Below are 23,492 nucleotides of genomic sequence, written 5' to 3'. Positions count from 1 at the left end.
GGCTTGTCCGGCAGACCCTGACGCGGGTGCGAGGGGGAGTCCAGGCGGCCGTCGCCCTGCTCACGCGGGGCAGCGCCCGCCGCTTCGTGCGGGCCGTCCGGCTTGCCCACCTACTGCTGGTACGGATTGGGCCCGCCGTACGGCTGCGGAGCCTGCCCGCCGTACGCCTGAGGGTGCGGGGCCTGCCCGCCGTACGGCTGAGGGTGCGGGCCGTACGGCTGAGCGTTCGGGTCGAGCTGCGGTCGCGGCTCACCCGGCGGGACCTCGTTCTCGCCCCGCAGGTCCCGCACCATCAGCGTCGCCCCCGCCACCGCGCCCGGCATCAGGAACACCGCGACGAACGGGATCAGGAAGGACAGGGCGAGCGGCACGCCGAAGCCCCAGGTCATCATGCGGTTGGCGCGCAACAGGGCGAGCTGTTCGCGGACTTCGACGCGGCGCCGCTGCAGGGCGACCGAGGTGAGTTCCTGGGCGAGGAAGAAGCCCGTCACGCAGAAGCCGATCGCCGGGACCACCGTCTGGCCGAGGACCGGGATGAAGCCGAGGAAGAACAGCAGCACCGCCCACAGCAGAGCGCGCGCCAGGATCCGCAGGCTGTCCCTGGCCGAGATCCACAGCTCGCGCAGCAGCGGCAGGCCCGACTCGGGCGCGGTGCCGTCGGGCGACTCGGACTTGTCGACCTGCTCGGACAGCGACTCGTAGAAGGGCTGCCCGACGAGGAGCGTCACCGCGGTGAACGTGATCACGGCGAGGAACAGGCCGAGGGCGAAGAGCAGCACCGTGAGGAAGCCGCGGAAGAGGCCGAGCCAGGGGGACGACCAGTCGTCGGCGAACGGGGTGGCCCAGGCGATCAGGTCGTCGGCGCCGAGGGCGAGGCCGGTGAGGGCCGCCGCGTAGAGGACGAGGGTGATCAGGCCCGGGATCAGGCCGAAGCCGAGCCAGCGCCCGTGGCCCGCGACCCAGCGCTGGCCCTTCGCGAGATATCCAAAACCGGTCCCCAGATCGCGCATCGCCATACCGCACACCCTATCGAGCGCCCCGCAAGCCCCTGCCGGGGCGGGGCGCGGCCGGGGCCGGGGCGGGTCCGGGGCAGGGCCGAGGCGGGCAACGTGCGGTCACGGCGGCCAAGTACCTCTTGTTGGCGAGGAGTTGGTCCGGTAGACCTCTCGTACCCGTCTTCCGGAGGTACGCGTGCGCATACCAAGACCCGTCCTCGTCACCCTGGCCACCGCGACGAGCGCCGTGCTGCTCGCGCCGTTCGGGGCGAGCGCCGACCCCGGCGGGCCTGCCGCAGGAGCCGTACGGGACAGCGGGGCGTCCGCCGGCGAGCGGGCCGCGAAGGCGCCCGCGTCGGCGGCCGAACGCGCCCTGCGGGACACGCAGTCGGCGCTGTCCACCCGCACCGGCGGCTACCCGCGCGAGCAGGTGCTTCCCGCCCAGCCGGAGAACCCCGGCGACAAGTCGGTCAAGCTGGGCCTGACCCCGTACCACGCGATCGCGCCGAAGCTGAACGAGCTGCAGGAGCTGGGCGACCGGGTGAGCGTGGAGATCGCCGGGAAGTCCGCGCAGGGGCACCCGCTGTATCTGGTCACCGTGACCTCGCCGGAGTCGGCGCGAGCGGCGCGGGAGCAGAAGCGGATGCGGGAGTTGATCGAGCGGGCGCCCGCGCGGGCCGCGAAGGACCCGCGGATCAAGGCCCGTTACAAGACCCCGGTGTTCGTCAACAACAACATCCACGGCAACGAGTGGGAGGGCACCGACGCCGCCCTCGGGCTCATCGAGGAACTCGCCACGTCGAAGAGCGAGAAGACCGAGGAGCTGCTCGACAGCTCGCGGCTGTACTTCAACGTCACGGCCAACCCGGACGGCCGGATCGCCGGGACCCGCGCCAACGGCAACGGCTTCGACCTGAACCGTGACTTCGTCACCGCCTCCCAGCCGGAGACGCGCGCGATACGGCAGATCGCCATCGACAAACAGCCCGCGGTGATGATCGATCTGCACGGGTACGTCAACGGCACCCTGATCGAGCCGACCACTCCCCCGCACGGCGAGAACTACGAGTACGACCTGTTCCTCAAGAACACGTACGCCAACGCCCTCGGCATGGAGAAGGCCGTCAACGGCCTCGGCTACACGGAGGGGAAGGACGGGGTGAAGCCCGCCGTGATCCCGTTCCGGGACCAGGAGGAGGGCTGGGACGACTGGCCGCCGGTCTTCACGCCGCAGTACATGCCGTTCCACGGCGCTGTCGCCTCGCACACCATCGAGTTCCCGATGGCCGTGAACAACGACGAGTACGACGAGCTGCCGGTGGCCGAGCTGCGCCGCCGTTCCGCGATCAACGTGGACATCGCGGGCGCGGCGATGCGCGCGACCCTCGACTTCGCGCGCGAGCGGCGCGGTTCGCTGATCGCCGACCAGATCGAGACGTTCCGGCGGGCGGACGCGGGCGAGCGGCAGGTGGAGGTCTCCGAGGAGACGGTGCCGGGCGTGCCGGGCATCGGTCCGGAGGACGTCTACACCACGGAGTTCCCGCGCGCGTACGTCATCCCGGCGCGGGGCGCTGCCGCCGCCCGTCTGGTGAACCATCTGCTCGCCAACGACGTGCGGGTGGAGCGCGCGAGCCACGCGTTCCGGCTCGCGGGGCGCGCGTACCCGGCCGGTTCGTACGTGGTGGACCTGCACCAGTCGAAGCGGGGCATGGCGAACGTGCTGCTCGCGGACGGCCGGGACATCAGCGACAAGGTGTCGACGATGTACGACATCTCCGGCTGGAGCCTCGGGCTGCTGTGGGGCGCGGAGGTGCGGGCGGTGCCGGAGGGCACGGACCTGGACGTGCGGCGCACGCCGGTGCGGAGCGCCGCCCCGGCCGCTCCGGATCCCGAGGCGGTCGCGGCGGCCGAGGAGCGGCACCGTACGAAGGTCGCGGCTGCGGCCACTTCGGGCGAGCTGTTCGCGCTGCGGGAGATGCGGTTCGACGTGACGCCGGTGTCGACGGGGGCCCTCAACGACGGCTTCGACTGGGAGGACACGGACGTCCTGTTCGTGTCCGCGGGGCTCGACCACGGCAAGCTGAACGCCGCCGCGCGGAAGGCGCTCGACCGTTTCCTCGCGGACGGCGGCCGGGTCGTCGCGCGCGGCGCGCAGGGTGCCGCGTTCAACGCCTCGGCGAAGCTGCTTGACGTGACGGCGGTCGAGGGCAACGGGGCGGCCAACGGCGTGGTCCGGGTGCGGAACGAGGGCCCGCTCACCGAGGGTGCCCCGGCACACAGCTTCGTGTACTCGCCGCTGTGGTTCACGGGCCTCGGTTCGGGGGTCCGCGTCGAGCAGTCGTACGCGACGGGGAACCCGCTGGTCTCCGGGCACTGGCGGGTGGCCGGGGACGGCAGGGGTGGTCCCGAGGACGCGGCGGGCCGGGCGGCCGTGGTGAGCGGGCGCGCGGGCGGTGCGGAGGTGGTGCTCTTCGGTACGGAGCCGATGTTCCGGGCGCATCCGAAGGGGCTGTTCCCGCAGGTCGGGCGGGCGCTGACCGGCTGACCCCGGGATATGCGCCGAGGGCCGCACTCCGGCGGGCGGAGCGCGGCCCTCGGGCCGTGCGGGGTGCCTGTGCGAGGTGCCTGTGCGGCGTGCCGTCAGGCGGAGACGACCTCAAGGGTGACCTCGATGTTGCCGCGGGTCGCCTTGGAGTACGGGCACACCTGGTGGGCCTTCTCCAGGAGGCTCTTGGCGGTCTCCGCGTCCACGGTCGGGATGGCGCCCTTGATGGCGACGATGATGCCGAAGCCCTCGTCGTTGGAGCCGATGCCGACCTCGGCGGTCACGAGCGAGCCCGTGATGTCGACCTTCTCGTTGCGGGCGACGACGCCGAGCGCGCCCTGGAAGCACGCCGCGTAACCGGCGGCGAAGAGCTGCTCGGGGTTGGTGCCGTCGCCGGAGCCGCCCATCTCCTTGGGCGGGTTGACGACGACGTCGAGCTTGCCGTCGGTGGCGGCGACGCGGCCGTCACGGCCGCCTTCCGCGGTGGCTACGGCGGTGTACTTGACGTCGGACTGCTGGATGGCCATTAGCTGCTTTTCCTCCATGGTTGCGCCGAACCGGGCTCGCGCCCACGACCCGGAAACGGTCACTGCGTGCACCTTAACGGGTCGGGTTGACGACCATCTTTCCGGTGTTGTCGCCGCGCAGGACGCCGAGGAACGCGTCCACGCCGTTCTCGATGCCGTCGACGAACGTCTCGTTGTACTTGAGCTCGCCGGACGCGATCCAGGCGGCCACGTCCTGGACGAACCGGGGCTGAAGGGCCTGGTGGTCGTTGACGAGCATGCCCTGGAGCCGCAGCCGCTTGCCGATGATCATCATCATGTTGCGGGGGCCGGGCGCCGGCTCGGTGTCGTTGTAGCCGGCGATCATGCCGCAGACGGTGACGCGGCCGTGCGGGTTGAGGCGGCTGATGGCGGCCTCCAGGTGGTCGCCGCCGACGTTGTCGAAGTAGACGTCGATGCCGTCGGGCGCGGCCTCCTTCAGCTGCTCGGCGACCGGGCCCTTCTTGTAGTTGAAGGCCGCGTCGAAGCCGTACTCCTCGGTGAGGAGCTTGACCTTGTCGTCGGATCCGGCCGAGCCGATGACCCGGGACGCGCCCTTGATGCGGGCGATCTGGCCGACCTGGCTGCCCACGGCACCGGCGGCGCCGGACACGAACACCGCGTCGCCCTCCTTGAAGGAGGCGACCTCCAGGAGCCCCGCGTACGCGGTGAGGCCCGGCATGCCGAGGACGCCGAGGTAGGCGGAGAGCGGGGCGAGCGAGCCGTCGACCTTCTTGGCGTGCCCCGCCGGTACGTCGGCGTAGTCACGCCAGCCCAGGCCGTGCAGGACGTGGTCGCCGACCGCGAAGCCCGGGTCGTTCGAGGCGACGACCTCGCCGACCGCGCCGCCGTCCAGGGGCTGGTCCAGCTGGAAGGGCGCGACGTACGACTTCACGTCGTTCATGCGGCCGCGCATGTACGGGTCGACGGAGTAGTGCAGGTTCTTCACCAGGATGCGGCCCTCGGCCGGGGCGGCCAGCGGCAGCTCGCGGAGCTCGAAGTCGGCGTCCTTCGGCCAGCCGTGGGGGCGGGCGACGAGGTGCCAGGCGCGGGCGGTGGACGGCAGTGACGACATGGGTGCGGCCTCCTGAGACTTCTCAGTCACTTCAGAAATGCTTCAGAACGTGAAACAACCATGCTCCTGGATATTTCATGTTGTCAAGTAAATGGGTACGCTGGTGCACATGGCCAGATCCCGCACGTCCTGCACCGACCCGCTGACCCTGGAGGTCGTCGAGCTGATCGGCTCCGTGGTGAACCGCTACCACGACGAGTACGAGCGGGCCGCGAGCAGGCACGCCCTGACCGGCGCCCAGGCGCGGGTCCTCGGGCTGCTCTCGCTCGAACCGATGCCGATGCGGCGGATCGCGCAGAAGCTGAAGTGCGAGCCGTCCAACGTCACGGGCATCGTGGACCGCCTGGAGTCCCGGGGCCTCGTCGAACGCCGCCCCGACCCGGCCGACCGGCGCGTGAAGCTGGCCGCGCCCACGGAGGAGGGGGCCCGGACCGCGCGTGAACTGCGGGACGGGCTTGACGATTTCGCGCGCGAGCCGTTGGGGGCGCTGTCGCGGGACGAGCGGGTTTCCCTGCGGGATCTGCTGCGGCTGATGCTGGAACAGTGAGCGCCCTTCCGGGGCTGCCGCCCCGGACCCCGCTCCGTTGCTTGCCTGCGGCCTCGTCGCTCCGTTGCCGGACTGCGGCCTCGTCCTCACACCCTCCCGGCCTCCGGCCGGGAGGTGCCCCCGGACGGGCGGCTCATGTGCACCACCAGAGGAACCTGTCGCAGCTCTCCGACGGCGTCGGCTCCGGCGTCGTTTCCGGGTCCGGGTCCGCCGGCCGCGTCCGGGGCGGCGGTGTGGGGCGCTGGGCCGGCGGGCGTTGCGAGCTCGGCGTGCGTGAACTCGGCTGCCCGTCCGGGGACTCGGTGGCCCTGTCCGGGTTGCCGGACTTCTTCGGGGCCGCCTCCGTGGGCGTCGGCGTCGGCGCGTCCGGCGTCGCCGGTGCCGGGCTCGACGGCTCGCGGTCACCGCGGTCGGCCCGGCCGGTCTCCGCTGCCGTCTGGGTGGGGTGGACCACGTCCGTACCCTCCGGGGCGTCCGGCCGGGCCGGGGCCGCGCGGTCCTCGGGCTCGCCGTCGCCGCCCAGCTTAGCCGCGCCCACACCGCCCGCGACCAGCAGGAACCCGGCCCCGACGACGAGTGCGCGGGTACGCCGGCGGCGCCGCTCGGTGTCCCGGCGGCGGGCGCGACCCGCGGCGCGGCGCGAGCGGCGGGGCTCGCCCGGCTCGTCCCGGTGGGGCTCGGCGGTACCGGCTGCCACCGCCTCGGCCGCCGCGATCTCCTCGGCGTACCGACGGCAGGCCTCGGCGGGCGTGCCGCAGCCGGGGCAGGCGAGGGCGCCGTTGAGGTGTCTGCGGCAGGGGTGGCAGTAGTCCATAGGTCAGGGACGCTAGAAGGGCTCCCGTAACGGTGGAGGCAGGTGGCGTGAAGGTTGTGTGCCGAGTCTTATGCGGCGCCTTCCGCGCGTGGGCGGGAGATGCCGCCTCTGAGGCGTTGGGCGCGGAGGACCAGTTCCAGTTCGAAGCGGCGGTCCGGGTCGTCGATCTCGTCGCCCCACAGCTCCCGGATCTGCCGCAGCCGGTAGCGGACCGTCTGCGGGTGGACGCCGAGGCGGGCCGCGACCTCCGGGGCACCGCCGCGGGTCTCCAGCCAGGCGAGCAGGGTCTCGGCGAGGCGGCGGCCGTGCGCGGGGCCACAGCGGGCGAGGGGGGCGAGGATGCGCCGGGCCAGGTCGTTGATCAGCTCCTCGGGCTGCAGCAGGACGAGGGCCTCGGTGTGCTCGGCGCAGAACAGCACCCCGCCGCCGGGAAGCAGCCCCCGCTCCATCAGCCGGACCGCGGCCTTCGCCCAGCGCAGCGACTTGGCGGCGTCGACGAGCGGCACGGGCGGCCCGATCGCCCCGGCCCAGCCGGTCATGGCCCGGCGCAGGAGTTCGGCCCGGCCGGCCGCGTCCGGCTCGGGGACGACCATGCGGGGCTGCTCGGCCTCCATGTCGAGCAGCACGTCCGGGCCTACGGCGGGCGCGACGGCCTCCCGGGCGGGGCGGAGCAGCACGCCGACGGCGACGCGTTCGGGCAGCGCCCAGCCGACGCGGGCGGCGCGCTCGGCGATGGCCTCGGCGGGGTCGGTGCGGTCGGTGCGATGCTCGACGAGCAGGATCTCCATCAGCTTCCGCTGCAGGCGCAGCCGTTCACCGGCCTGGCGGGCCGCGGCTTCGGCGTAGCCGCGTACGGACTGGTCGACGAGGCCGTCCAGATACTCGAAGCCCGCCTCGGCGAGTTCGTACATGGCGGGTGGCGGAATCTCGACGTGCTGGCCGATCTCGGCGAGGCGGCGCCAGGCGAGGCGGACGCCGAGCCGGTAGATGGCCTGGAGCGAGTCCAGGCTGCGGCCGTGCAGGCCCTCGCCGCGGCCGAACTCCTGGAACACCTCCGGGTGGTAGCGGGGCCGGTCCTCGGTGTGGGCGATCTGCTGGACGAAGACCTCAAGGGCGCGGCGGATGCCGACCAGGGCCATCGGTTCGCCGGAGTCGTTGAGGACGACGGGCAGGTGGGGGTACTCGCGGCGGATCTCGCGCAGGATGTCGTCGGCGAGGCGCGGCACCTCGTCCAGGGCCAGGGCGGCGAACCGGGTCATCTTCGGCCGCGGCACCACCCGCCAGGCGGAGCGTGCGGTCATCGTGGTCAACGTCCCTGCTGGGCCTGCTCGTAGCTGATCAGGGGTGTGTTGGGCTGCTCCGGTGTGGCGCCCAGGAGTGCGACGACGCCGAGGGCGGCGCCGACGGCGAGCGCGGCGGCGCAGAGCGCGGTCAGGGCCGCGGCGAGCAGTCGGTTCATGGCAGGTCAGCCTCTCTGTCGGCGACACCACCCAGGGCCGTGGCCCTTCCCCGTCGCCGGTCCCCGTCCGGCGACTGCCCAGTGTTCAGGTCCATTGACAGCGCGTCAAGAGTGGGCCTACGGTCCCGGGCCAGTACCTGGGACCGCCGCCTGCGCTCTGACTCCCTGCCTTCGTGAGCCGCCCCACACCTCCCGTGGGCCGCTCGCGCCTCCTTCACCCGTGTGCCGCTCCCGCCGCGCCCGTGCGCCGGTCGAGCGGCCTCCCGAACTCCCTGGAGTGCCCGGATGCGCCGTACCGCCTCGCCTCTCTCGCTGGTCCTCCTGGGGGTCGGCGTCTTCCTGCTCGTGCTCGCTCCGCTGCTCGCCTGGTACGTGGAGCCGCGGGCCAAACGCACGCCCCTGGACATCGACACGGTCACCGTCCTGACGGGCAAGGGCGCCTACTTCGACACCGACAAGGTCGAGACCGTCGAGGGCGCCGACCTCACCGTCACCCGGCAGGTGCGCGGCGACGTCGCCGACTCCACCGAGGAGCACGCCGTCTGGGACGTGTCCACCTCGGTCGACCCGGACAAGTCGCTGCCGGCGGCCGACCCGCACGACTCGCTGCAGTGGACCACCGAGCGCTGGGTCAGCGACCGGAAGACCAACGCGCCGGTGCACTGCTGCGGCGAGAAGCCCTACTTCGAGGGCGAGGCCTACCTGAAGTTCCCGTTCGACGTGGAGGAGCGCACGTACCGCTGGTGGGACAGCACCCTCGGGGCGACCGTGCCGTTGAAGTTCAGCGGCACGAAGAAGATCCAGGGCTACGAGGGGCTGCGCTTCACCGGCACCGTGAAGGCCACGCAGACCGGGACGCGGCAGGTGCCGGGGCGGCTCGTCGGGTCGAAGGCCGAGCAGGTCCTCGCCGAGGAGTGGTACACGAACCACGGCATCGAGCTGGTCGCCGACCGGCGCACCGGGCGGATCGTGTACGCGCAGATCGGGCCCCGCAAGACGCTGCGCAAGCCGGGCTCGGACAAGGACGCCGTGGTGCTCCTGGACAGCCGGAAGATCGCGTTCACCGAGGCCACGCAGAAGGCGCAGGTGGCGCTCGCCGACTCCGACAGCGGCCGTCTGAAGCTGCTCGGCGAGACGGTCCCGATGGGCGCCGCGGGCCTCGGCCTGGCCCTGGCGGCCGTCGGCACGGTCATGGTCGTACGGGGGCGGGTGCGGCCGGGCGGGGCGGGCGAACCGTCGGAGTGAGTGCTGGATTCCCGCACGAAGTGATGAGTCGGCCACGGGAAGTGAGCGCGAAATTGTCACTTCGGTGAGTAGCCGCATCGAACGCCGGGGCGAAAACTGTCGACTCCCACCACCGAACACACCGAACGGACACAGCGACACCACAGAGATCAGGCGATCGGCACAACCCACCCCGTCCCACCCCGTCCCACCCCGTCCCACACCCCGTCCGTCCCCGCTTTCGCACCGCGCACCACCCCGCTTTCGCACCGCGCACCACCCCGCCCCAGTGCGGTCCCGCTCACCCCCACATTCGTTCCGCACCCCGAGACGAGTTGGAGCACGGATGCCCCAGCACGTACCTCCCGCCCTGCGCGCCCCGAACCCGAACGAGGAGGCCGCGGCCCTTCTTCCCGCTCCGTCCGGCGCCCGTCCCCCACACCCGCGCCGCATCGTGTTCCTGTCCCGCCGCGACCTCGGCAACCCGGCCGCGGGCGGCTCCGAACTCCTCGTCGACCAGCTCGCCGGGGGTCTGACCCGCGGCGGGCACCAGGTCACGCTGCTGTGCGGCGGGCCTGCCGCGTACCGCGACTACCGCGTGGTGTCGGCGGGCGGCGACCTCGGGCACTACCTGCGGGCGCGGTCCGCGTTCAGCCGGCAGGTGGGCGACTGCGACCTGCTCGTCGAGGTCTGCAACGGCATGCCGTACCTGGCGCCGCTGTGGCATCGCGGGCCGACGCTGTGCCTCGTCAACCACGTCCACACCGAGCTGTGGGGCATGCGCTACCCCGGGCCGGCCGCCCGGCTCGGCAAGCGCCTTGAGCACTGGGCGCTGGCCGGGGCGCAGCGCGGCAACCTCCTGGTCGCCGTCTCCCCGTCCACGGCCGACGCGCTGCGCGCCATCGGTGTGCCGGGCGACCGGATCCGCGTCGTGCACAACGGTGTCGACGACCCGGGGCCGCTCGCGCCGCGCTCCGCGGAGCCGCTGTTCCTGGCGATGGGGCGGCTCGTCGAGTACAAGCGGATCGATCTGCTGCTCCGGCTGTGGGAGCGGGTCCGGCCGGTGACCGGCGGGCGTCTGGTGATCGTCGGCGACGGTCCGGAGCGCGGCCGGCTCGAACAGCTCGCGGGCCCTTCCGTGGAGTTCGCGGGTCATGTGTCCGAGGCCGAGAAGCACCGGCTGCTCTGCGCGTCCTGGCTGCTGCTGCACCCGTCCGCGGTGGAGGGCTGGGGCCTGGTCGTCACGGAGGCCGCGACCCGCGGCACCCCGGCGGTCGGCTTCGACGTGCCGGGGCTGCGGGACTCCGTCGAGGACGGGGTCACGGGCGTGCTCGCGCGCGGGGAGTCGTCGTTCGCGGCGGCGTGGTGCGCGTTGGCGCTGTCCGAGGAGCGGCGTACGGAGATGGGCAAGGCGGCGGCGAGCCGGGCGGCGGACTACCGGTGGGCCCATACGGTCAGCCGGTTCCGGGCGGTCGCGGCGGAGGCCGTTGCGGCACGGAGGGCCAACTGATGCCCCCGAAAGGCCAGTTGCGGGACCCGTCCCTGAAAAGGTCCCTCACCCTGTTCCGTGCCTTCCTGCGCGAACAGCAGGACCCCGACCACACCTACACTCTCCTCGCCCGCGACGCCGCCGACCAGGTGGAGTCCGCGTACGGGCCGCTGGCCGGGCGGACCGTCGTCGATGTCGGCGGCGGCGCCGGGTACTTCACCCGGGAGTTCCAAAGGCGCGGCGCGGAGGCGTACCTCTTCGAGCCGGACGCCGGGGAGTTGGGCGAGCGGCCGGACGCCAAGGCCGTGCGCGCGGACGGGTATCTGCTGCCGCTCGCGGACGGCGTCGCGGACGTCGCGTTCTCCTCGAACGTCCTGGAGCACGTCGACGACCCGGCGACGTTCCTCAGCGAGCTGGTGCGCGTGACGAAACCCGGCGGGCTGATCTACGTGTCGTTCACCAATTGGTACTCGCCCTGGGGCGGCCACGAGTGGGCGCCCTGGCACTGGCTGGGCGCCGACCGGGCCGTCGCCCGCTACCGGCGGCGCACCGGCCGCCGGCCCAAGCACACCCTCGGCGAGAACCTGTTCGCCGTGCACGTCGGGCCCACCCTCCGGCAGGTGCGGGCCCGTCACGACGTGCGCGTCCTGTCGGCCAGGTCCCGCTACTGGCCGTTCCTCGCGGAGGCCGTGCCGAAGGTGCCGGTGCTCCGCGAGTTCGCCACCTGGAACCTTCTTCTCCTTCTCCGGCGGTGTCCATGACCAGCACGGTCCAGGCTCCACAGCTGCCTCCCCAGGCGCCCCAACCCACTCCGGGCGCCCCGCCCTCCCCGCCCGCGGGGCCACGGTCCCGGTGGTGGCTGCTCGGCTTCTGGGCCGTGGCGTTCGTCCTGTTCGTCGCCGCGGCGCCGGGCAGGATGACGTTCGAGACGAAGCTGGGCGTGGCCACGGACCCGTGGCGGTTCCTCGGCGACCTCGGTCAGCTGTGGCAGGACCAGGCGGGCTTCGGCGGGATCTTCAACCAGTACATCGGGTACGCGTTCCCGTCGCTGCCGTTCTACGCGCTCGCGGACCTCGTGCAGCTCCCGGTGTGGCTGGCGGAGCGGCTGTGGATGTCGCTGATCGTGGCCACCGCGTTCTGGGGCGCGCTGCGGCTGGCCGAGCGGCTGGGCGTGGGCTCGCCCCGGTCGCGGCTGCTCGCGGCGGCGGCGTTCGCGCTGTGGCCGACGTACACCGTGGTGATCGGCTCGACCTCGGCGGCAGCGCTGCCGGGCGCCGTACTGCCGTGGGTGCTGCTTCCGCTGACGAACCGGGCGGTCAGCGCGCGGGTCGCGGCGCTCAGGTCGGCGCTGCTCATCCCCTGCATGGGCGGGGTGAACGCGGCGTCGGTGCTCGCCTCGCTGCTGCCGGTCGGCCTGTATCTGCTGTCCCGGCCCGGCGGCGCGCGCAAGCGGAAGCTGATCGCCTGGTGGGTGCCGGGCGTGCTGCTCGCCACCGCCTGGTGGGTGGTGCCGCTGCTGCTTCTGGGCATGTACGGGGAGAACTTCCTGGCGTACGTGGAGTCCGCGCAGACCACGACCGACACCATGTCCGCGACGGAGACGCTGCGCGGCGCCGGCAACTGGGTGGCGTATCTGCACTTCGGCGAGGCCTGGCTGCCCGCCGGGTGGACGGTCGCCACCGCCTGGCTCGCGATCCTCGGCTCGGGCTTCGCGGCGGCGCTCGGCCTGGCCGGGCTCGCCCGCCGCGACCTGCCCGAGCGGCGCTGGCTGGTCCTGACGGTCCTGTCGGTCGCCCTGATCACCCTCGCCGGGTACGGCGGCGCGCTCGGGGCGCCCTTCCACGGGGCCGTGCAGTCCCTGCTCGACGGCGTGTTCGTGCCGTTCCGGAACATCTACAAGTTCCAGTCGGGCCTCGCGCTCGCCCTCGCCCTCGGCCTCGCGCACCTGGTGGGCGTGGCCGCGGTGGCGCGCGGGGCGCGGCCGCTGCGCGCGCGCCGCTTCGCCCCGCTGATCGCCGCCGCCCTGGTCCTGCCGGGCCTGGTGCTGCCGTACGTGAACGGGTCGATCCTGCAGCCGGGCGCGTTCGAGGAGCTGCCCAAGCACTGGAAGTCCACGGCGAGCTGGCTGGAGAAGAACGCGCCGGACTCGCGCGCCCTGGTCGTGCCCGCCACCGCGCACGGCATCTACACCTGGGGCTCGCCCATCGACCAGCCCCTCGACGTGCTCGCCGAGTCCCGCTGGGCGCAGCGCAATTACGTGCCGTTCGGCGCGCCCGGCAACCGCCGCGCGATGGACGCCGTCGAGCAGGCCCTGCAGACCGGCGGCGAAGTCCCGGGCCTGCAGGACTACTTGAACCGCGCCGGACTGCACTACGTGGTGGTCCGCAACGACCTGGACCCGGACCGGATCGGCTACGTGCCGACGGCCACGGTGAAGCGGACCCTGGAGGCGTCCGGGTACGAGCGGGTCACCGGCTTCGGCCCGGAGGTCACCGGCGGCCGGATCGCCGACGACACCCCGATCCAGGTCGAGGGCCTCTACCCGCGCAGCCGCGCCGTGGAGATCTACCGGCCGGGCGACACCCCGGAGCCGGGCCGCGCGGGCCTGAAGGCGGTCGCGGACACGGCCGTCGTCAGCGGCGGCCCCGAGTCGCTGCTCCCGCTCTCCGCCGACCCCGCGCTGCGCAACCGGCCCGTCGTCCTCACCGGCGACCACCACCCGGGCCTCGGCAAGGCCCCGCTGCAGGCCGTCGGGGACGGGCTGCGCCGCGCCGACACCCGGTTCGGCCTGGTCGACAACAACACGTCGTACACGTACACGCCCGAGGAGCGGAACCACAGCGGCAGCCTGCAGGATCCCGGCGAGGAGCCGAAGCAGATCCTGCCGACGGAGGGCGTGGAGCACCAGACGACGGCCGCGCTGCGCGGCGCGAAGTCGGTGACCGCGTCCTCGTCCGGGAACTGGCTGTTCCACCTGCCGCAGTACGACCCGGTCAACGCCTTCGACGGCTCGGCGGACACCGGCTGGGCCGAGGGCAGCGCGGGTTCGCCGGAGGGCGAGTGGCTGCGCATCGGCTTCGACGGGTCCGTGGCCGTGCCGGAGCGGATCTCGGTGACGCCGCTGCCGCAGAACGGGGTGCGGCCCGCGCCCACCAAGGTGCGGGTGGAGACCGAACAGGGCAGCCGGGTCAGCCAGTTGCAGCCGGACGGGCAGCGGCAGCGCATCGACACCCCTGCGGGCGACAGCAGCTGGCTGAAGCTCACCATCCTGGACACCCAGGGCTCGCGGCCCGGCCTGTCCGGCGCGGGCTTCGCCGAGATCTCCGTGCCGGACGTGCAGGTCACGCGGATGCTCAGCCTGCCCACCGACGCGCGCGACACCGAAGCGGACGCCACCCGGTTCTCCCTGCACCGCGCCGCCGACCCGGGCGGCCTGGGCACATCAGGCTCCGAGCCCGGACTGCACCGCCGCTTCAGCACGGGCACGTCCGGCTCGTACGAGGTGCGGGCGAGCGCCGTCGCGATCCCGGGCGAGGAACTGGACCAGCTGCTGTACAAGGTGGCGTCCCCCGAGGACCGCGAGAAGCAGAAGAAGCAGCTGAAGGCGAGCGCCGGCTCGACCGCGCGGATGGGCGCGAACATCTCGCCGCGCAACCTCACCGACGGCGACCTGACAACGGCCTGGATCGCGGGCGGCAGCGGCAGGAACGCGGTGATCCACCTGCGCTGGCCGGACAAGCAGCCGGTCGGCGAGATCGTGCTCGCGGCGGCGGGCGGCCTGTCGACGCGGCCCACGAAGGTGGAGATCAGCTCCCCGGACGGGGCGACGGTCGCCGCTGTCGACGAGAACGGCCAGGCCCGCTTCGACCCGATCACCACCGACCGGCTCGACATCACGGTCACCGAGACGGCGCCGCTGACCCTCTACAACCCGGTCGCCGGCGACAAGCTGCAGCTGCCGGTCGGCCTCACCGAGGTGTACCTGCCCGCTCTGGAGGAGTACCGCACGCAGCAGCCCGACCCGGACCGGAAGTTCCAACTCGCCTGCGGGGAAGGCCCGGTGCTCTCCGTCGACGGCACGTTCCACGCGACCAGCGCGCAGGGCACGGTCCGCGACCTCACCGAGCGCCGGCCCATCGAGGTCACGCTCTGCGCGGGCGACGAGAAGGACGGCAGCGTCGACCTGGAGAGCGGCACGCACCGCGTCGAGGCCGGGGACGCCGGTCCGCTCGCGATCACCGATGTGACGCTCACCCACGGCACCGTCGCCGAGCCGTCCGCCGCGACCCGCGAGGTGTCGGTCCGGGACTGGTCGGGCGATCGCCGGTCCCTGACGGTCGGCGCGGGCGCGGCCTCGTACCTGACGACGTACGAGAACGTCAACGAGGGCTGGACGGCCACCCTGGACGGCGAGGAGCTCACCCCGGTCAGGCTCGACGGCTGGCAGCAGGGCTGGCTGGTGCCGCAGGGCGCCGGCGGCGCGGTGGAGCTGGAGTTCGAGCCCGCGTCGACGTATCGGGCGGGCGTGGCGGGCGGCGCGGGCGGCGTGCTGCTGCTCGTCGGCCTGGTGCTGTTCCGCCGCCGCGCGGAGAACCCGGACGCCTCCGGGGACGCGGCGCCGCCGGTGCGGGCGCCTGGGCTGCTGCTCGGCACGGTCGCGCTGACCCTGGTGGGTGTGGCGATCGCCGGGCCGTTCGCGCTGCTCGTGCCGGTGCTCGCGCTGGTGGCGTGGTGGCGGCACGCGCTGCTCGCGCCGATCGCGTTCCTCGCCATGGCGGCGGCGGGCGTCACGGCCGCCCTCGACGCGGGCTCGGCCCCGTCGGCGGGCGTCGGCGCGTTCTCCCCGACGGCCCAACTCCTCGCCCTGACCGGCCTGTTCGCGGCCCTGGTCGGCGTACGGGAAGGGGCCGGGCGGCACCGGGGCGACGGGCGGGAGCCGGACGAGGAGGACCCGGACGCGCCCCCGCGGCCACCCCTCCCGCGACGGCACCGCACCGCCGACGCGGCCACCCCGGCCCTCGGCATCCCGTCCGGCCCCACCCTGTCGGCGCGCGGCCCGGCCTCCGCGCAGGACGGCCCCCCGACGGGCCGGACCGCACCACGCAGGCCACGACTGCGGGCCACTGAGCCGGAGCCCGGACGCGGCCCCGGACCTGGCCCCGGCCCCGGCCCCGGCCCCGGCCCCGGCCCCGGGGAGGAACGATGACCGCGCTCCACCGTCCCGTACCGCACCGGCCCACGGAGCGGCGGCGGGTGCCGTTCCCCGTCGTGGACGAGATCGCCCGGCACTGTCTGCAGGACGAGGAGCCGGAGACCGTCCACATCGAGGTGCACCTGCCCGGACCCGTGGACGGCGAGCGGCTGACGCGGGCGTTCACCGAAGCGCTCGTACTCCATCCGCGGATCCTGATGCGGGAGGCGGCCGGGCCCTGGTACCGGCGGCGCTACACCTGGGAGCTCACGGACGGGCCCGACGTGCCGGTGGTGTCGTTCCCGGAGCCGGGCGCGGACGCACTGGCGCGGGCCCGGCGCCGCGCCCTGTCCGAGGCGCCGCCCCTGAACGCCTCGCCGCCGGTCCGCCTGGAGGTCGTACGGGACGCCGGACGGCCGGACGGCTGCGTGCTGTTCCTGGTCATCAACCACACCGCCCTGGACGGCCCGGCCTGCCTGCGGGTGCTCGCCACGGCCGCCGAGCTGTACGGCGGCCGGGACAACGCGCCGGCCGCTGCGCCGGTCCGCGCGGAGGAGGCCGTGGCCCCCGTGCGCATGCCGGGCGGGAGCGCGCGCCCCGCGCACGTCGCGCCGGGCCGCAGCCCCGAGCCCCGCCCCGGCAACGGCATGCTCATCGCCGAACTGCCCGTGCCGAAGCGGCCGAAGGGCGCCCCGTACACCGTCAACGACCAGCTGATGACGGCGACGGCGCTGATGATCGCGCACTGGAACCGGGACCGCGGTCGCGCGCCCCGGCCGATGCGGATCACCATGCCCGTGGACGACCGGCCCAGGGACGCGGGCATGCCCATCGGGAACGGCACCCGCCTGGTCGAAGTGCCGTTCGCGGCCGCCGAGTTGCACGCCGAGCGGATACCCGGGCTGCTGCGCACGACCTCCCTGCGCACCCGCGCCCTCAAGGCCCTGGACCGCCCGCAGCTCGGCCACGGGGCGGCGCTGCTCACCGCACCCGTGCTGCCCGTCGGCGTACGGGCCGCGCTGACCCGGGGCCTGCGCCGCGCCGCCGCGCCCTGGACCTCCACCACCCTCCTCTCCAACATCGGCCGCATCCCGTACGCCCTGGACTTCGGCGACGCGGGCCGGGCGCACGCCGTGTGGTTCTCGGCCCCGGCCCGGCTGCCGCGCGGCCTGACCGTGACGACGGCGTCCACGGCCGGGCGGCTGCACCTCGCCCTGCGCTGGTCGCGGACGCTGCTCGGGCCGCGGGACGGGGTCCGCCTCCGGGAGCTGTTCGAGGAGTATCTGCACGCGACCGAGGGAGTGGCCGTATGACCGGCACCGGCACCCGGCCCGCCGGGCTCCGCGACTTCTACGAGGACCCGGCCGTGCCGGTCGCCTCCGGGGACGCCCGCAGCCTGCGCCAGGCCCGGATGCTCGCCGACGCCCTCGGCCCGGCCCGCGCCGCCCCCGCCGTGGTCCTGGACGTGGGCTGCGGCGACGGCACCGCGGCCCGCGCGGCGGCCCCGCTGCTCGCCGGGCACCGGGTGATCGGCGTGGACTGGTCCCAGGACGCGCTGCGCCGCGCCCGTACGCACCTGACGGACGTCGTACGCGGCGAACTCACCGACGGCGGCCTCCCGTTGGCGTCCGGGAGCGCGGACGCGGTGCTGTTCAGCGAGGTCATCGAGCACCTGGTCGACCCGGACAGCGCCCTGGACGAGCTGCGCCGCGTCCTTCGCCCCGGCGGGCACCTGATGCTGTCCACGCCCAACCTGGCCGCCTGGTACAACCGGGCCCTGCTGCTCGCCGGGGTGCAGCCGGTGTTCTCCGAGGTGAGCCTGCGCGGCATCCACGGCAGACCCGGCACCGAGGTCGTCGGCCACCTCCGGCTCTACACGGCGCGCGCCCTGCGGGAGTTCCTCACCGCCTCGGGCTTCCGTGTCGTACGGATGGCGGGGGCGCCGTTCCACGGGGTGCCGCGGCCGCTGCGGGCCCTGGACCGGCTGGCCTGCGCCCGGCCGGGCGCCGCGTCGATCCTGCTCGTCCACGCCGTCAGGACCTGACCGTGTGGTGGGGTGTCGCCTCGGCCCTGCTCGCGAACGCGCTGTCCAGCCTCGGCTTCGTCCTGGAGAAGCGGGCCCTCGGCCGGCTGCCGTCGCTGTCCACGCGGCGGCCGCTCACCCTGGTCCGGCACGTCCTCGGCAGCCCGCTGTGGATCGGCGGCGCGCTCGCCCTGCTCGCGGGCTTCGCCGCCCAGCTGGCGGTCTACCGCACCCTGCCCATCGCCGCCGCGCAGGGCCTGTTCGTCTCGGGCCTGGTCCTGCTCGTCCTCTTCTCCTCACTCCTGCTCGGCGAGCGGACCTCCGGCCGGGAGAAGTACGCGCTCGGCGCGATCCTCGTCGCCCTGCTCATGGTCGTCCTGTCCCTGAAGGAGGGCGCCGACCGGGTCGGTCTGCACGCCCCGACCCACCTGGTGCTCCTCGTCTGCGTGCCGTCCCTCGCGCTCGGCGTGTGGCTGTACGCGGCGGCCGAGCGGCGCGCCCGGCGGCTGCACCGGCTTCCCACCAACGGCGCGGCGTACGGGGTGGCCGTGGGCCTGCTCTACGGCGTCAGCTCCCTCGCCATCAAGGGCATCTCCAGCGAGCTGACGACCACGGAACTCGCGGGCACGGCCGCCGCGTTGCTGCGGTCCCCGTACCCGTATCTGCTCCTCGTCACCTTCCCGTTCGGCCTGGTGATGTCGCAGGCCGCGCTGCAGCGCTCCCGGGCCTCGCTGATCGTGCCGGTCTGTACGACGGTGACCAGCCTCTTCACGGCGGTGCTCGGCACGCTCGCGTTCGGCGAGACGCTGCCGGACGACCCGGTGCGGCTCGCGCTGCGGCTCGGCGGCACGCTGCTCGCGGTCACCGTGCTGCTCGCCCTGCCCCGCCACGACGCCCGGCCGCAGGCACCGGCCGGGGTTTCGGCCCCGGGCCCGCCCGGACCCCGCCCCCCGTTCCGCACCACCGCTCCCCTCCCCACCCCCTCATCGCCACCCAGGAGTTGACCCCGAGATGACCCCCGACGACCCGCTGCTGAAGATCCTCGCCTGCCCCCTCGACAAGGGCCCGCTGCACCTGCTCGTACCGGACTCGCTCGTACCGGAGGGGGCCCTCGCCCCGGAGGGAGCCGTCGCACTGGAAGGCGCCCTCTACAACCCGCGGCTGCGCCGCCGCTACCCGCTGATCGACGGCATCCCGCAACTCCTCCCGTCCTCCGGCGAGCAGGTCGCGGACGAGGAGCACGAGCGGCTGCTCCGGCGGATCGGGGCACCCGCCTCCGCACCGGCCCCGGCCGGTACGGAAGGGGGCGACTCGTCATGACCGTCGCCGCCCGCATCGGGCCGCTGCTCCCGGCCCGCCTGGTCGGCGCCCTCGCGGCCGCCGTGTACCCGCGCTTCGAGCCCGAGCTGGCCCGGCTCGCCGACTTCTGCCCCGCCGACTGCGACACGGCCCTCGACGTCGGCGGCTGGTACGGGCCCTGGTCCCGCCGCCTCGCCGGGCGCGCCCGCCGGGTGATCGCCGTGGAACCGGTGCCGCACCTGGCCCACGCCCTGGACGCGGCGACGCCCGGCAACGTGCGCGTGGTCCAGGCGGCGGCGACGGACCACTCCGGCACGGCCCCCCTCTGGCTCCCGCACGACGACCGGGCGGCACGCGGCGACCGCGGCGTCTCCTCCCTCGTACGCCGCGACATCCACGCCCGCGCCCTGGACGTGCCCTGCCTGCCCCTGGACGCCCTCGGCCTGCGCGGAACGGCCCGGGTGGACTTCGTGAAGATCGACGTCGACGGCAACGAACTCCCCGTCCTGCGCGGCGCCGCCAAGCTCCTGGCCCGCGACCACCCGGCGCTCCTGGTGGAGTTGGAGGCCCGCATCCAGCCCACGGCCCCGGTGGTCGACCTGCTCGCCGGCCACGGCTACCGCGGCTGGGTCCTCCCCGGCCGCTCCTGGATCCCCCTCGACACCTTCGACCTGGCCACGCATCAGGCGACCACGGCCCATGTGGTCCGCCGAGGACTCCTCCGCCGCGTCCTGCCGTTCCGGGGGCCGCGGTACGTCAACTCGGTGCTGTTCCTGGCGGAGGGGCGGCGGCCGGGGGTGCGGGCTCTGCGGAACCGTGCAGGGGCCGGCCCGTCTCCCCCTGGGCACCCCTGAGTCACCCTGCCGAGCCGAGGTCAGGAAGTGACCCCGCGGTCCGCCGTCCTTCGGTCGGCCATCCCGCGGGCCTTCCATTCGCGCTTGAGCAGGCCGTAGACCAGCTCATCACGCCACTCCTCTTTGACGACCTCGTTCTGCACGAAGTGAGCCTCACGGCGCATGCCGAGCTTCTCCATCAGACGTGCCGAGGCCCCATTCCGTGCGTCGCAGCGGCCGATGATCCGGTGCAATCCCGCGTCCTCAAAGCCCAGCCTCAGCATGGCTTCGGCCGCTTCGGCAGCCAGACCCCGCCCCTGGTAGTCGGGGTTGAAGATGAATCCCGTCTCCCCCTGCCGGTGCCCCCGGCTGAGCAACCTCAGACCCACCTCGCCGACCACCACGCCAGTCTCACCCCACACCACGGCGAACGACAGCCAGTCACCCTCTTCTGTGAACGTGGTCTCGCGGCAGGTGCGATCAAGCGCCTCCTGGACTTGAGCTCGGTCGCGCACGTCCCAGTACAGGTACCGAGCCACGTCCGGGCGGGACTGGTAGGCGTAAACGTCCTCCAGGTCGCCAGGCCGGAACGGTCGCAGGACCAGCCGGTCTGTCTCTATCGGGCAAACGGTTCGCAGCATAAGACGATCGTAGGAGCCTCCGCGTTGACGTCCGCCGAGTCACCCTGCAACGCCGACGCCAGTATCGAAGTCGCGGCACCGGCAGTACCGTCACTTGGAGGCGTCGGGAAAGTCGGCCGCACCGACGTTGCGACACGCTGACGTCCAGCTAGGCGAGGCCGGTCCGCTTGGCCATAGCCATGAGATCCGGCCTACCCCGCTGATGCATGACGAACAGCACCCGCAGCACCTCTCGGCTCATCGGGTGGATCTCCGCCATCTGAGGTGAGACGGCGAACGCCTTCTTCAAGGCCTCCTCTGCACCTACGACGTCCTTCACTGCCAGGCGAGCCCGCGCCACATCGATGAACAACCGCCCGACCCTGTTGGGCTTCAACCCCGACGGCGGCGCTTGCATCAAGGGGTCAGACATCTCGGTGGCCTTGTTCGGCTGATCGAGTTCGATGTGGGCGGCCAGTTCGTAGAGGGCCGTGTTTCCCGCACCGAAGGTGAGGTTGTGCTGGAGCACGTCACCGTCGATCTGCCCCGAGAGGCTCCGGGCCCTGCGCAAGTGGTCCATCGTGGCGCCCTTGTCCCTGTGGCGCGAGGCCAGGACAACGCCGCGCAGGTGGAGGGAGCCGAGCGCGACCACGTACTCCGGGCCGCTGCCGCCGGCCGACTCGTACTTCGAGATCGCTCGTTCGATGATTGCGAGACCGTCGTCGTACTGCCCGGCGGACTGGAACGTCCCCGCTTCGTTCCAGGCAGTTGCTGCCTCTGCCGTGGGGTTCCACGTCTGCTGGGCCGCCCACGCCTGGCGGGACACGATCATGTCGGCGAGGTCGGGCTGCCCCAGGCGGTGAGCGACGGCGTACGCGCATCCGTACACGTCCGCGACCTGGCTCCACGCGACGGCGTCCCCGCCTGCATCCAGGGCTGTCGCCGTCGCCTGCCCCAGGAGCGAGGGAAGTATCCGGAGGAGTTCGAGGTAGCGGGTGTCAGCGCGAAGCTGGGCCGCCTTGTTCAAGCTGGCGGCCAACTCGTCGGTCGGCGGAGTGTCTTCCTTGGGAAGCGTGTGGCGACGGACCGCTCCGCGAAGGTCGTTGAGCAGGTCGGCCTGTTCGGACGGCCCGAGAAACGGCTGGCCGTAGATGCGCGCGGTCGTGACATGAAGCGCCTTGGCAATGGCGGCAACCGCAGGTGGTGTTGCAGGGCGCAGCCCGGTCTCGATCTTCGTCAGGTACGAGATCGAGATCTTCGCTTCGCGCGCGAGCTTCGCTTGGCCCACGCCCCGGGCCTTGCGCAACACGGCGATGTTCTCACCAGCGGCAGGCGTGTTCTCCATGAAGGCACTGTTCCAGTTCGAGTGGACGGACAACACCAACTCCCGCTTGGCTCATAGTGTTTGTGCAAGTCTTGTGCCAACTGATCTTGGTTCTGAGCAGTTTCCTGGTTACTGGCAGCAACTCCCCAACGACCAGGAGGTACGGCTATGGAGACTTGGTGGGCGCTCAGGGCAACGGGCGGCAACCCTCAGGATGACAGCGACTCCGGCAACAAGCACGGGGGCGGAGGTTCGGATGAAGGGGGCAACACCAACGACGGTCAGGGCCCCGCGGACGGCAAGTGATGGACCAGAACACACCCTCCGGGTTCCCGGAAGCAGTCGGCAGCCACTTGTTGCGATCCGGGGCGCTGTCGTCCGATTGGCTGCCGACGTTCAGAGCGGTTCCCAGAGACGCGTTCGTCCCCGACGCCATCTGGCAGGGCCGAGCGGGAGGAAACCAACAGGCTCGGCGTGTGCTGCGATCGGAGGAGCCCGAACTGTGGTGGGACGTCGTCCACTCCGACGTGCCGATCACGACCCAGTGGGACGACGGTACGTACGAGGGGTCGGCGCCGGGGCGGATCGCTTCCTCCTCAAGCAGCATGCCCACGATGGTCTTCTCGATGCTGGGCGCCCTGGATACTCAACCCGGCAACAGGGTCCTGGAGATCGGGACCGGCAACGGCTGGAACACAGCATTGCTGTGCCATCGCCTGGGCGACGAGCAGGTATTCAGCGTCGAGATCGATCCCGGGTTTGTGACAGAGGCACAGGAGCGTCTTCGCCGTGCGGGGTACTCACCGCGCATCCGCACGGGTGACGGTACGGAGGGATATCCCGAGCAAGGCGTCTTCGACAGAGTGATCGCAACGTGCTCGGCCCGCTACATCCCTTCCCAGTGGATTGCCCAGTGCCGCCCGAACGGCGTGATCGTCGCTCCGTGGGGCCCGGTCTACGGCGGGGAGGCTGTCGTCAGGCTCACGATCGACGAGCGCGGCATCGGCAGCGGACGCTTCATCCGCTCGTCGGCGTTCATGTCGATGCGTGACCAGAGAAAGATCCTCCCTGCCACGAACAAGTACGTGGACATGGCGGATTGGCCTGCGTTCGGGCGTCACTCCGCCACAGCCGTATCGCCTGACGCCGTGGGCGACTGGATCCATATGTTCGCGATCGGAGTTCAGGTCCCCGACCTCTTCTGCCGTGTGCAGCAACTCGGCGGGCGCAGCTATCGGTTGTGGCTCTTCGACAGGGGCATCACGACCTGGGCGACGGCCGACTACCAGGAAGGGAAGAGCTCGTACGGGGTGGTGCAGCAAGGTCCCCGGAGCCTGTGGGACGAGCTAGAGGTGTCGTGGCTGTGGTGGGAGAAGCAAGGACGCCCCGGCTTCGAACGCTTCGGGCTCACCACCCGGGGCGGCTCCAAGTACACGCCCAATCAACAGGTTTGGCTCGACAGCCCGGACAGTCCTGTGCCGGTTCGAGCGAAGAACACCAACTCGTAAA

The 23,492-nt window shown here is 72.7% G+C and carries 21 protein-coding genes; 13 read left to right on the top strand and 8 right to left on the bottom strand.

Annotated features, from left to right (window positions below; genetic code table 11):
- Nucleotides 1-110: 110 nt before the first annotated feature.
- Nucleotides 111-1,010: an EI24 domain-containing protein gene (locus tag QIS99_RS28470; RefSeq protein WP_282516574.1), complete on the bottom strand. Its 900-nt coding sequence runs from the start codon at nucleotides 1,008-1,010 to the stop codon at nucleotides 111-113.
- Nucleotides 1,011-1,191: 181 nt separating this feature from the next.
- Between QIS99_RS28470 and QIS99_RS28465 the strand changes: the two genes are divergently transcribed.
- Nucleotides 1,192-3,540 (top strand): M14 family zinc carboxypeptidase, encoded by a 2,349-nt coding sequence (locus tag QIS99_RS28465; protein ID WP_282516571.1) that lies wholly within the window; start codon nucleotides 1,192-1,194, stop codon nucleotides 3,538-3,540.
- A 95-nt stretch (nucleotides 3,541-3,635) separates the two neighbouring features.
- Here the strand turns inward: QIS99_RS28465 and QIS99_RS28460 are convergent, their stop codons facing one another.
- Nucleotides 3,636-4,067: an organic hydroperoxide resistance protein gene (locus QIS99_RS28460; RefSeq protein WP_282516570.1), complete on the bottom strand. Its 432-nt coding sequence runs from the start codon at nucleotides 4,065-4,067 to the stop codon at nucleotides 3,636-3,638.
- Nucleotides 4,068-4,140: 73 nt separating this feature from the next.
- Nucleotides 4,141-5,160 carry an NADP-dependent oxidoreductase gene (locus QIS99_RS28455; protein ID WP_282516573.1) on the bottom strand — a complete coding sequence of 340 codons (1,020 nt, stop codon included), beginning with the start codon at nucleotides 5,158-5,160 and terminating at the stop codon, nucleotides 4,141-4,143.
- Nucleotides 5,161-5,269: 109 nt separating this feature from the next.
- On the opposite strand from QIS99_RS28455, the gene QIS99_RS28450 reads away from it, so the two are divergent.
- Nucleotides 5,270-5,707 (top strand): MarR family winged helix-turn-helix transcriptional regulator, encoded by a 438-nt coding sequence (locus QIS99_RS28450; protein ID WP_282516569.1) that lies wholly within the window; start codon nucleotides 5,270-5,272, stop codon nucleotides 5,705-5,707.
- A gap of 133 nt (nucleotides 5,708-5,840) precedes the next feature.
- On the opposite strand, the gene QIS99_RS28445 is transcribed toward QIS99_RS28450, so the two are convergent.
- The 3 genes from QIS99_RS28445 to QIS99_RS28435 form a co-directional block, all read right to left on the bottom strand.
- Nucleotides 5,841-6,521 (bottom strand): SCO2400 family protein, encoded by a 681-nt coding sequence (locus tag QIS99_RS28445; RefSeq protein WP_282516568.1) that lies wholly within the window; start codon nucleotides 6,519-6,521, stop codon nucleotides 5,841-5,843.
- Nucleotides 6,522-6,589: 68 nt separating this feature from the next.
- A complete protein-coding gene (locus tag QIS99_RS28440; RefSeq protein WP_282516567.1) occupies nucleotides 6,590-7,822 on the bottom strand; it encodes a helix-turn-helix domain-containing protein in 1,233 nt (410 codons plus the stop codon).
- A 5-nt stretch (nucleotides 7,823-7,827) separates the two neighbouring features.
- Complete coding sequence (locus tag QIS99_RS28435; RefSeq protein WP_282516566.1) at nucleotides 7,828-7,980, bottom strand: hypothetical protein; 153 nt, start codon at nucleotides 7,978-7,980, stop codon at nucleotides 7,828-7,830.
- Nucleotides 7,981-8,265: 285 nt separating this feature from the next.
- Here QIS99_RS28435 and QIS99_RS28430 point away from each other — a divergent pair, with 285 nt between their 5' ends.
- The 9 genes from QIS99_RS28430 (at nucleotide 8,266) to QIS99_RS28390 (ending at nucleotide 20,060) form a co-directional block, all read left to right on the top strand.
- A complete protein-coding gene (locus tag QIS99_RS28430) occupies nucleotides 8,266-9,225 on the top strand; it encodes a DUF3068 domain-containing protein (RefSeq protein ID WP_282516565.1) in 960 nt (319 codons plus the stop codon).
- Nucleotides 9,226-9,550: 325 nt separating this feature from the next.
- The gene (locus tag QIS99_RS28425; protein WP_282516564.1) at nucleotides 9,551-10,714 is read left to right on the top strand and encodes a glycosyltransferase family 4 protein; all 1,164 of its coding nucleotides are present in this window, start codon (nucleotides 9,551-9,553) and stop codon (nucleotides 10,712-10,714) included.
- The gene (locus QIS99_RS28420; RefSeq protein ID WP_282516563.1) at nucleotides 10,714-11,454 is read left to right on the top strand and encodes a class I SAM-dependent methyltransferase; all 741 of its coding nucleotides are present in this window, start codon (nucleotides 10,714-10,716) and stop codon (nucleotides 11,452-11,454) included. The genes QIS99_RS28425 and QIS99_RS28420 overlap by 1 nt, the downstream gene beginning before the upstream one ends.
- On the top strand, nucleotides 11,451-15,899 hold the full coding sequence (locus tag QIS99_RS28415) for a DUF3367 domain-containing protein (RefSeq protein ID WP_282516562.1): 4,449 nt from the start codon (nucleotides 11,451-11,453) through the stop codon (nucleotides 15,897-15,899). The genes QIS99_RS28420 and QIS99_RS28415 overlap by 4 nt, the downstream gene beginning before the upstream one ends.
- On the top strand, nucleotides 15,896-17,197 hold the full coding sequence (locus QIS99_RS28410) for a condensation protein (protein ID WP_282516561.1): 1,302 nt from the start codon (nucleotides 15,896-15,898) through the stop codon (nucleotides 17,195-17,197). Before QIS99_RS28415 ends, QIS99_RS28410 begins: the two co-directional genes overlap by 4 nt.
- Nucleotides 17,194-17,928 (top strand): class I SAM-dependent methyltransferase, encoded by a 735-nt coding sequence (locus tag QIS99_RS28405; RefSeq protein ID WP_282516560.1) that lies wholly within the window; start codon nucleotides 17,194-17,196, stop codon nucleotides 17,926-17,928. The genes QIS99_RS28410 and QIS99_RS28405 overlap by 4 nt, the downstream gene beginning before the upstream one ends.
- A gap of 2 nt (nucleotides 17,929-17,930) precedes the next feature.
- Nucleotides 17,931-18,911 carry a DMT family transporter gene (locus QIS99_RS28400; protein WP_282516559.1) on the top strand — a complete coding sequence of 327 codons (981 nt, stop codon included), beginning with the start codon at nucleotides 17,931-17,933 and terminating at the stop codon, nucleotides 18,909-18,911.
- Between the two features lie 7 nt (nucleotides 18,912-18,918).
- On the top strand, nucleotides 18,919-19,227 hold the full coding sequence (locus QIS99_RS28395; RefSeq protein ID WP_282516558.1) for a Trm112 family protein: 309 nt from the start codon (nucleotides 18,919-18,921) through the stop codon (nucleotides 19,225-19,227).
- Nucleotides 19,224-20,060 (top strand): FkbM family methyltransferase, encoded by an 837-nt coding sequence (locus tag QIS99_RS28390; RefSeq protein ID WP_282516557.1) that lies wholly within the window; start codon nucleotides 19,224-19,226, stop codon nucleotides 20,058-20,060. Before QIS99_RS28395 ends, QIS99_RS28390 begins: the two co-directional genes overlap by 4 nt.
- Nucleotides 20,061-20,080: 20 nt before the next feature.
- Here QIS99_RS28390 and QIS99_RS28385 read toward each other — a convergent pair whose 3' ends face one another.
- Together QIS99_RS28385 and QIS99_RS28380 are read right to left on the bottom strand one after the other, a co-directional pair.
- Entirely contained in the window at nucleotides 20,081-20,680 is a 600-nt protein-coding gene (locus QIS99_RS28385; RefSeq protein ID WP_282516556.1) for a GNAT family N-acetyltransferase, read from the bottom strand.
- Nucleotides 20,681-20,828: 148 nt separating this feature from the next.
- The gene (locus QIS99_RS28380) at nucleotides 20,829-22,004 is read right to left on the bottom strand and encodes a helix-turn-helix domain-containing protein (RefSeq protein WP_282516555.1); all 1,176 of its coding nucleotides are present in this window, start codon (nucleotides 22,002-22,004) and stop codon (nucleotides 20,829-20,831) included.
- Nucleotides 22,005-22,151: 147 nt separating this feature from the next.
- Between QIS99_RS28380 and QIS99_RS28375 the strand changes: the two genes are divergently transcribed.
- On the top strand, nucleotides 22,152-22,289 hold the full coding sequence (locus QIS99_RS28375) for a hypothetical protein (RefSeq protein ID WP_282516554.1): 138 nt from the start codon (nucleotides 22,152-22,154) through the stop codon (nucleotides 22,287-22,289).
- A 170-nt stretch (nucleotides 22,290-22,459) separates the two neighbouring features.
- Nucleotides 22,460-23,491: a methyltransferase domain-containing protein gene (locus tag QIS99_RS28370; protein WP_282516553.1), complete on the top strand. Its 1,032-nt coding sequence runs from the start codon at nucleotides 22,460-22,462 to the stop codon at nucleotides 23,489-23,491.
- The last annotated feature ends 1 nt before the right edge of the window (nucleotide 23,492 follow it).

The organism is Streptomyces solicavernae (assembly GCF_029968095.1).
Taxonomy (GTDB): domain Bacteria; phylum Actinomycetota; class Actinomycetes; order Streptomycetales; family Streptomycetaceae; genus Streptomyces; species Streptomyces solicavernae.
Note: the sequence above shows the minus strand (reverse complement) of the source record. Positions and strands in the feature narration are given on the sequence as shown.

Excerpts from the sequence above, each read along its gene's own strand:
- QIS99_RS28455 (WP_282516573.1), bottom strand. The coding sequence starts at position 5,160 with ATGTCGTCACTGCCGTCCACCGCCCGCGCCTGGCACCTCGTCGCCCGC.
- QIS99_RS28470 (WP_282516574.1), bottom strand. The coding sequence starts at position 1,010 with ATGCGCGATCTGGGGACCGGTTTTGGATATCTCGCGAAGGGCCAGCGC.
- QIS99_RS28450 (WP_282516569.1), top strand. The coding sequence starts at position 5,270 with ATGGCCAGATCCCGCACGTCCTGCACCGACCCGCTGACCCTGGAGGTC.
- QIS99_RS28435 (WP_282516566.1), bottom strand. The coding sequence starts at position 7,980 with ATGAACCGACTGCTCGCCGCGGCCCTGACCGCGCTCTGCGCCGCCGCG.
- QIS99_RS28410 (WP_282516561.1), top strand. The coding sequence starts at position 15,896 with ATGACCGCGCTCCACCGTCCCGTACCGCACCGGCCCACGGAGCGGCGG.
- QIS99_RS28425 (WP_282516564.1), top strand. The coding sequence starts at position 9,551 with ATGCCCCAGCACGTACCTCCCGCCCTGCGCGCCCCGAACCCGAACGAG.
- QIS99_RS28445 (WP_282516568.1), bottom strand. The coding sequence starts at position 6,521 with ATGGACTACTGCCACCCCTGCCGCAGACACCTCAACGGCGCCCTCGCC.
- QIS99_RS28405 (WP_282516560.1), top strand. The coding sequence starts at position 17,194 with ATGACCGGCACCGGCACCCGGCCCGCCGGGCTCCGCGACTTCTACGAG.
- QIS99_RS28440 (WP_282516567.1), bottom strand. The coding sequence starts at position 7,822 with ATGACCGCACGCTCCGCCTGGCGGGTGGTGCCGCGGCCGAAGATGACC.
- QIS99_RS28460 (WP_282516570.1), bottom strand. The coding sequence starts at position 4,067 with ATGGCCATCCAGCAGTCCGACGTCAAGTACACCGCCGTAGCCACCGCG.
- QIS99_RS28385 (WP_282516556.1), bottom strand. The coding sequence starts at position 20,680 with ATGCTGCGAACCGTTTGCCCGATAGAGACAGACCGGCTGGTCCTGCGA.
- QIS99_RS28375 (WP_282516554.1), top strand. The coding sequence starts at position 22,152 with ATGGAGACTTGGTGGGCGCTCAGGGCAACGGGCGGCAACCCTCAGGAT.
- QIS99_RS28380 (WP_282516555.1), bottom strand. The coding sequence starts at position 22,004 with ATGGAGAACACGCCTGCCGCTGGTGAGAACATCGCCGTGTTGCGCAAG.
- QIS99_RS28390 (WP_282516557.1), top strand. The coding sequence starts at position 19,224 with ATGACCGTCGCCGCCCGCATCGGGCCGCTGCTCCCGGCCCGCCTGGTC.
- QIS99_RS28415 (WP_282516562.1), top strand. The coding sequence starts at position 11,451 with ATGACCAGCACGGTCCAGGCTCCACAGCTGCCTCCCCAGGCGCCCCAA.
- QIS99_RS28395 (WP_282516558.1), top strand. The coding sequence starts at position 18,919 with ATGACCCCCGACGACCCGCTGCTGAAGATCCTCGCCTGCCCCCTCGAC.
- QIS99_RS28430 (WP_282516565.1), top strand. The coding sequence starts at position 8,266 with ATGCGCCGTACCGCCTCGCCTCTCTCGCTGGTCCTCCTGGGGGTCGGC.
- QIS99_RS28420 (WP_282516563.1), top strand. The coding sequence starts at position 10,714 with ATGCCCCCGAAAGGCCAGTTGCGGGACCCGTCCCTGAAAAGGTCCCTC.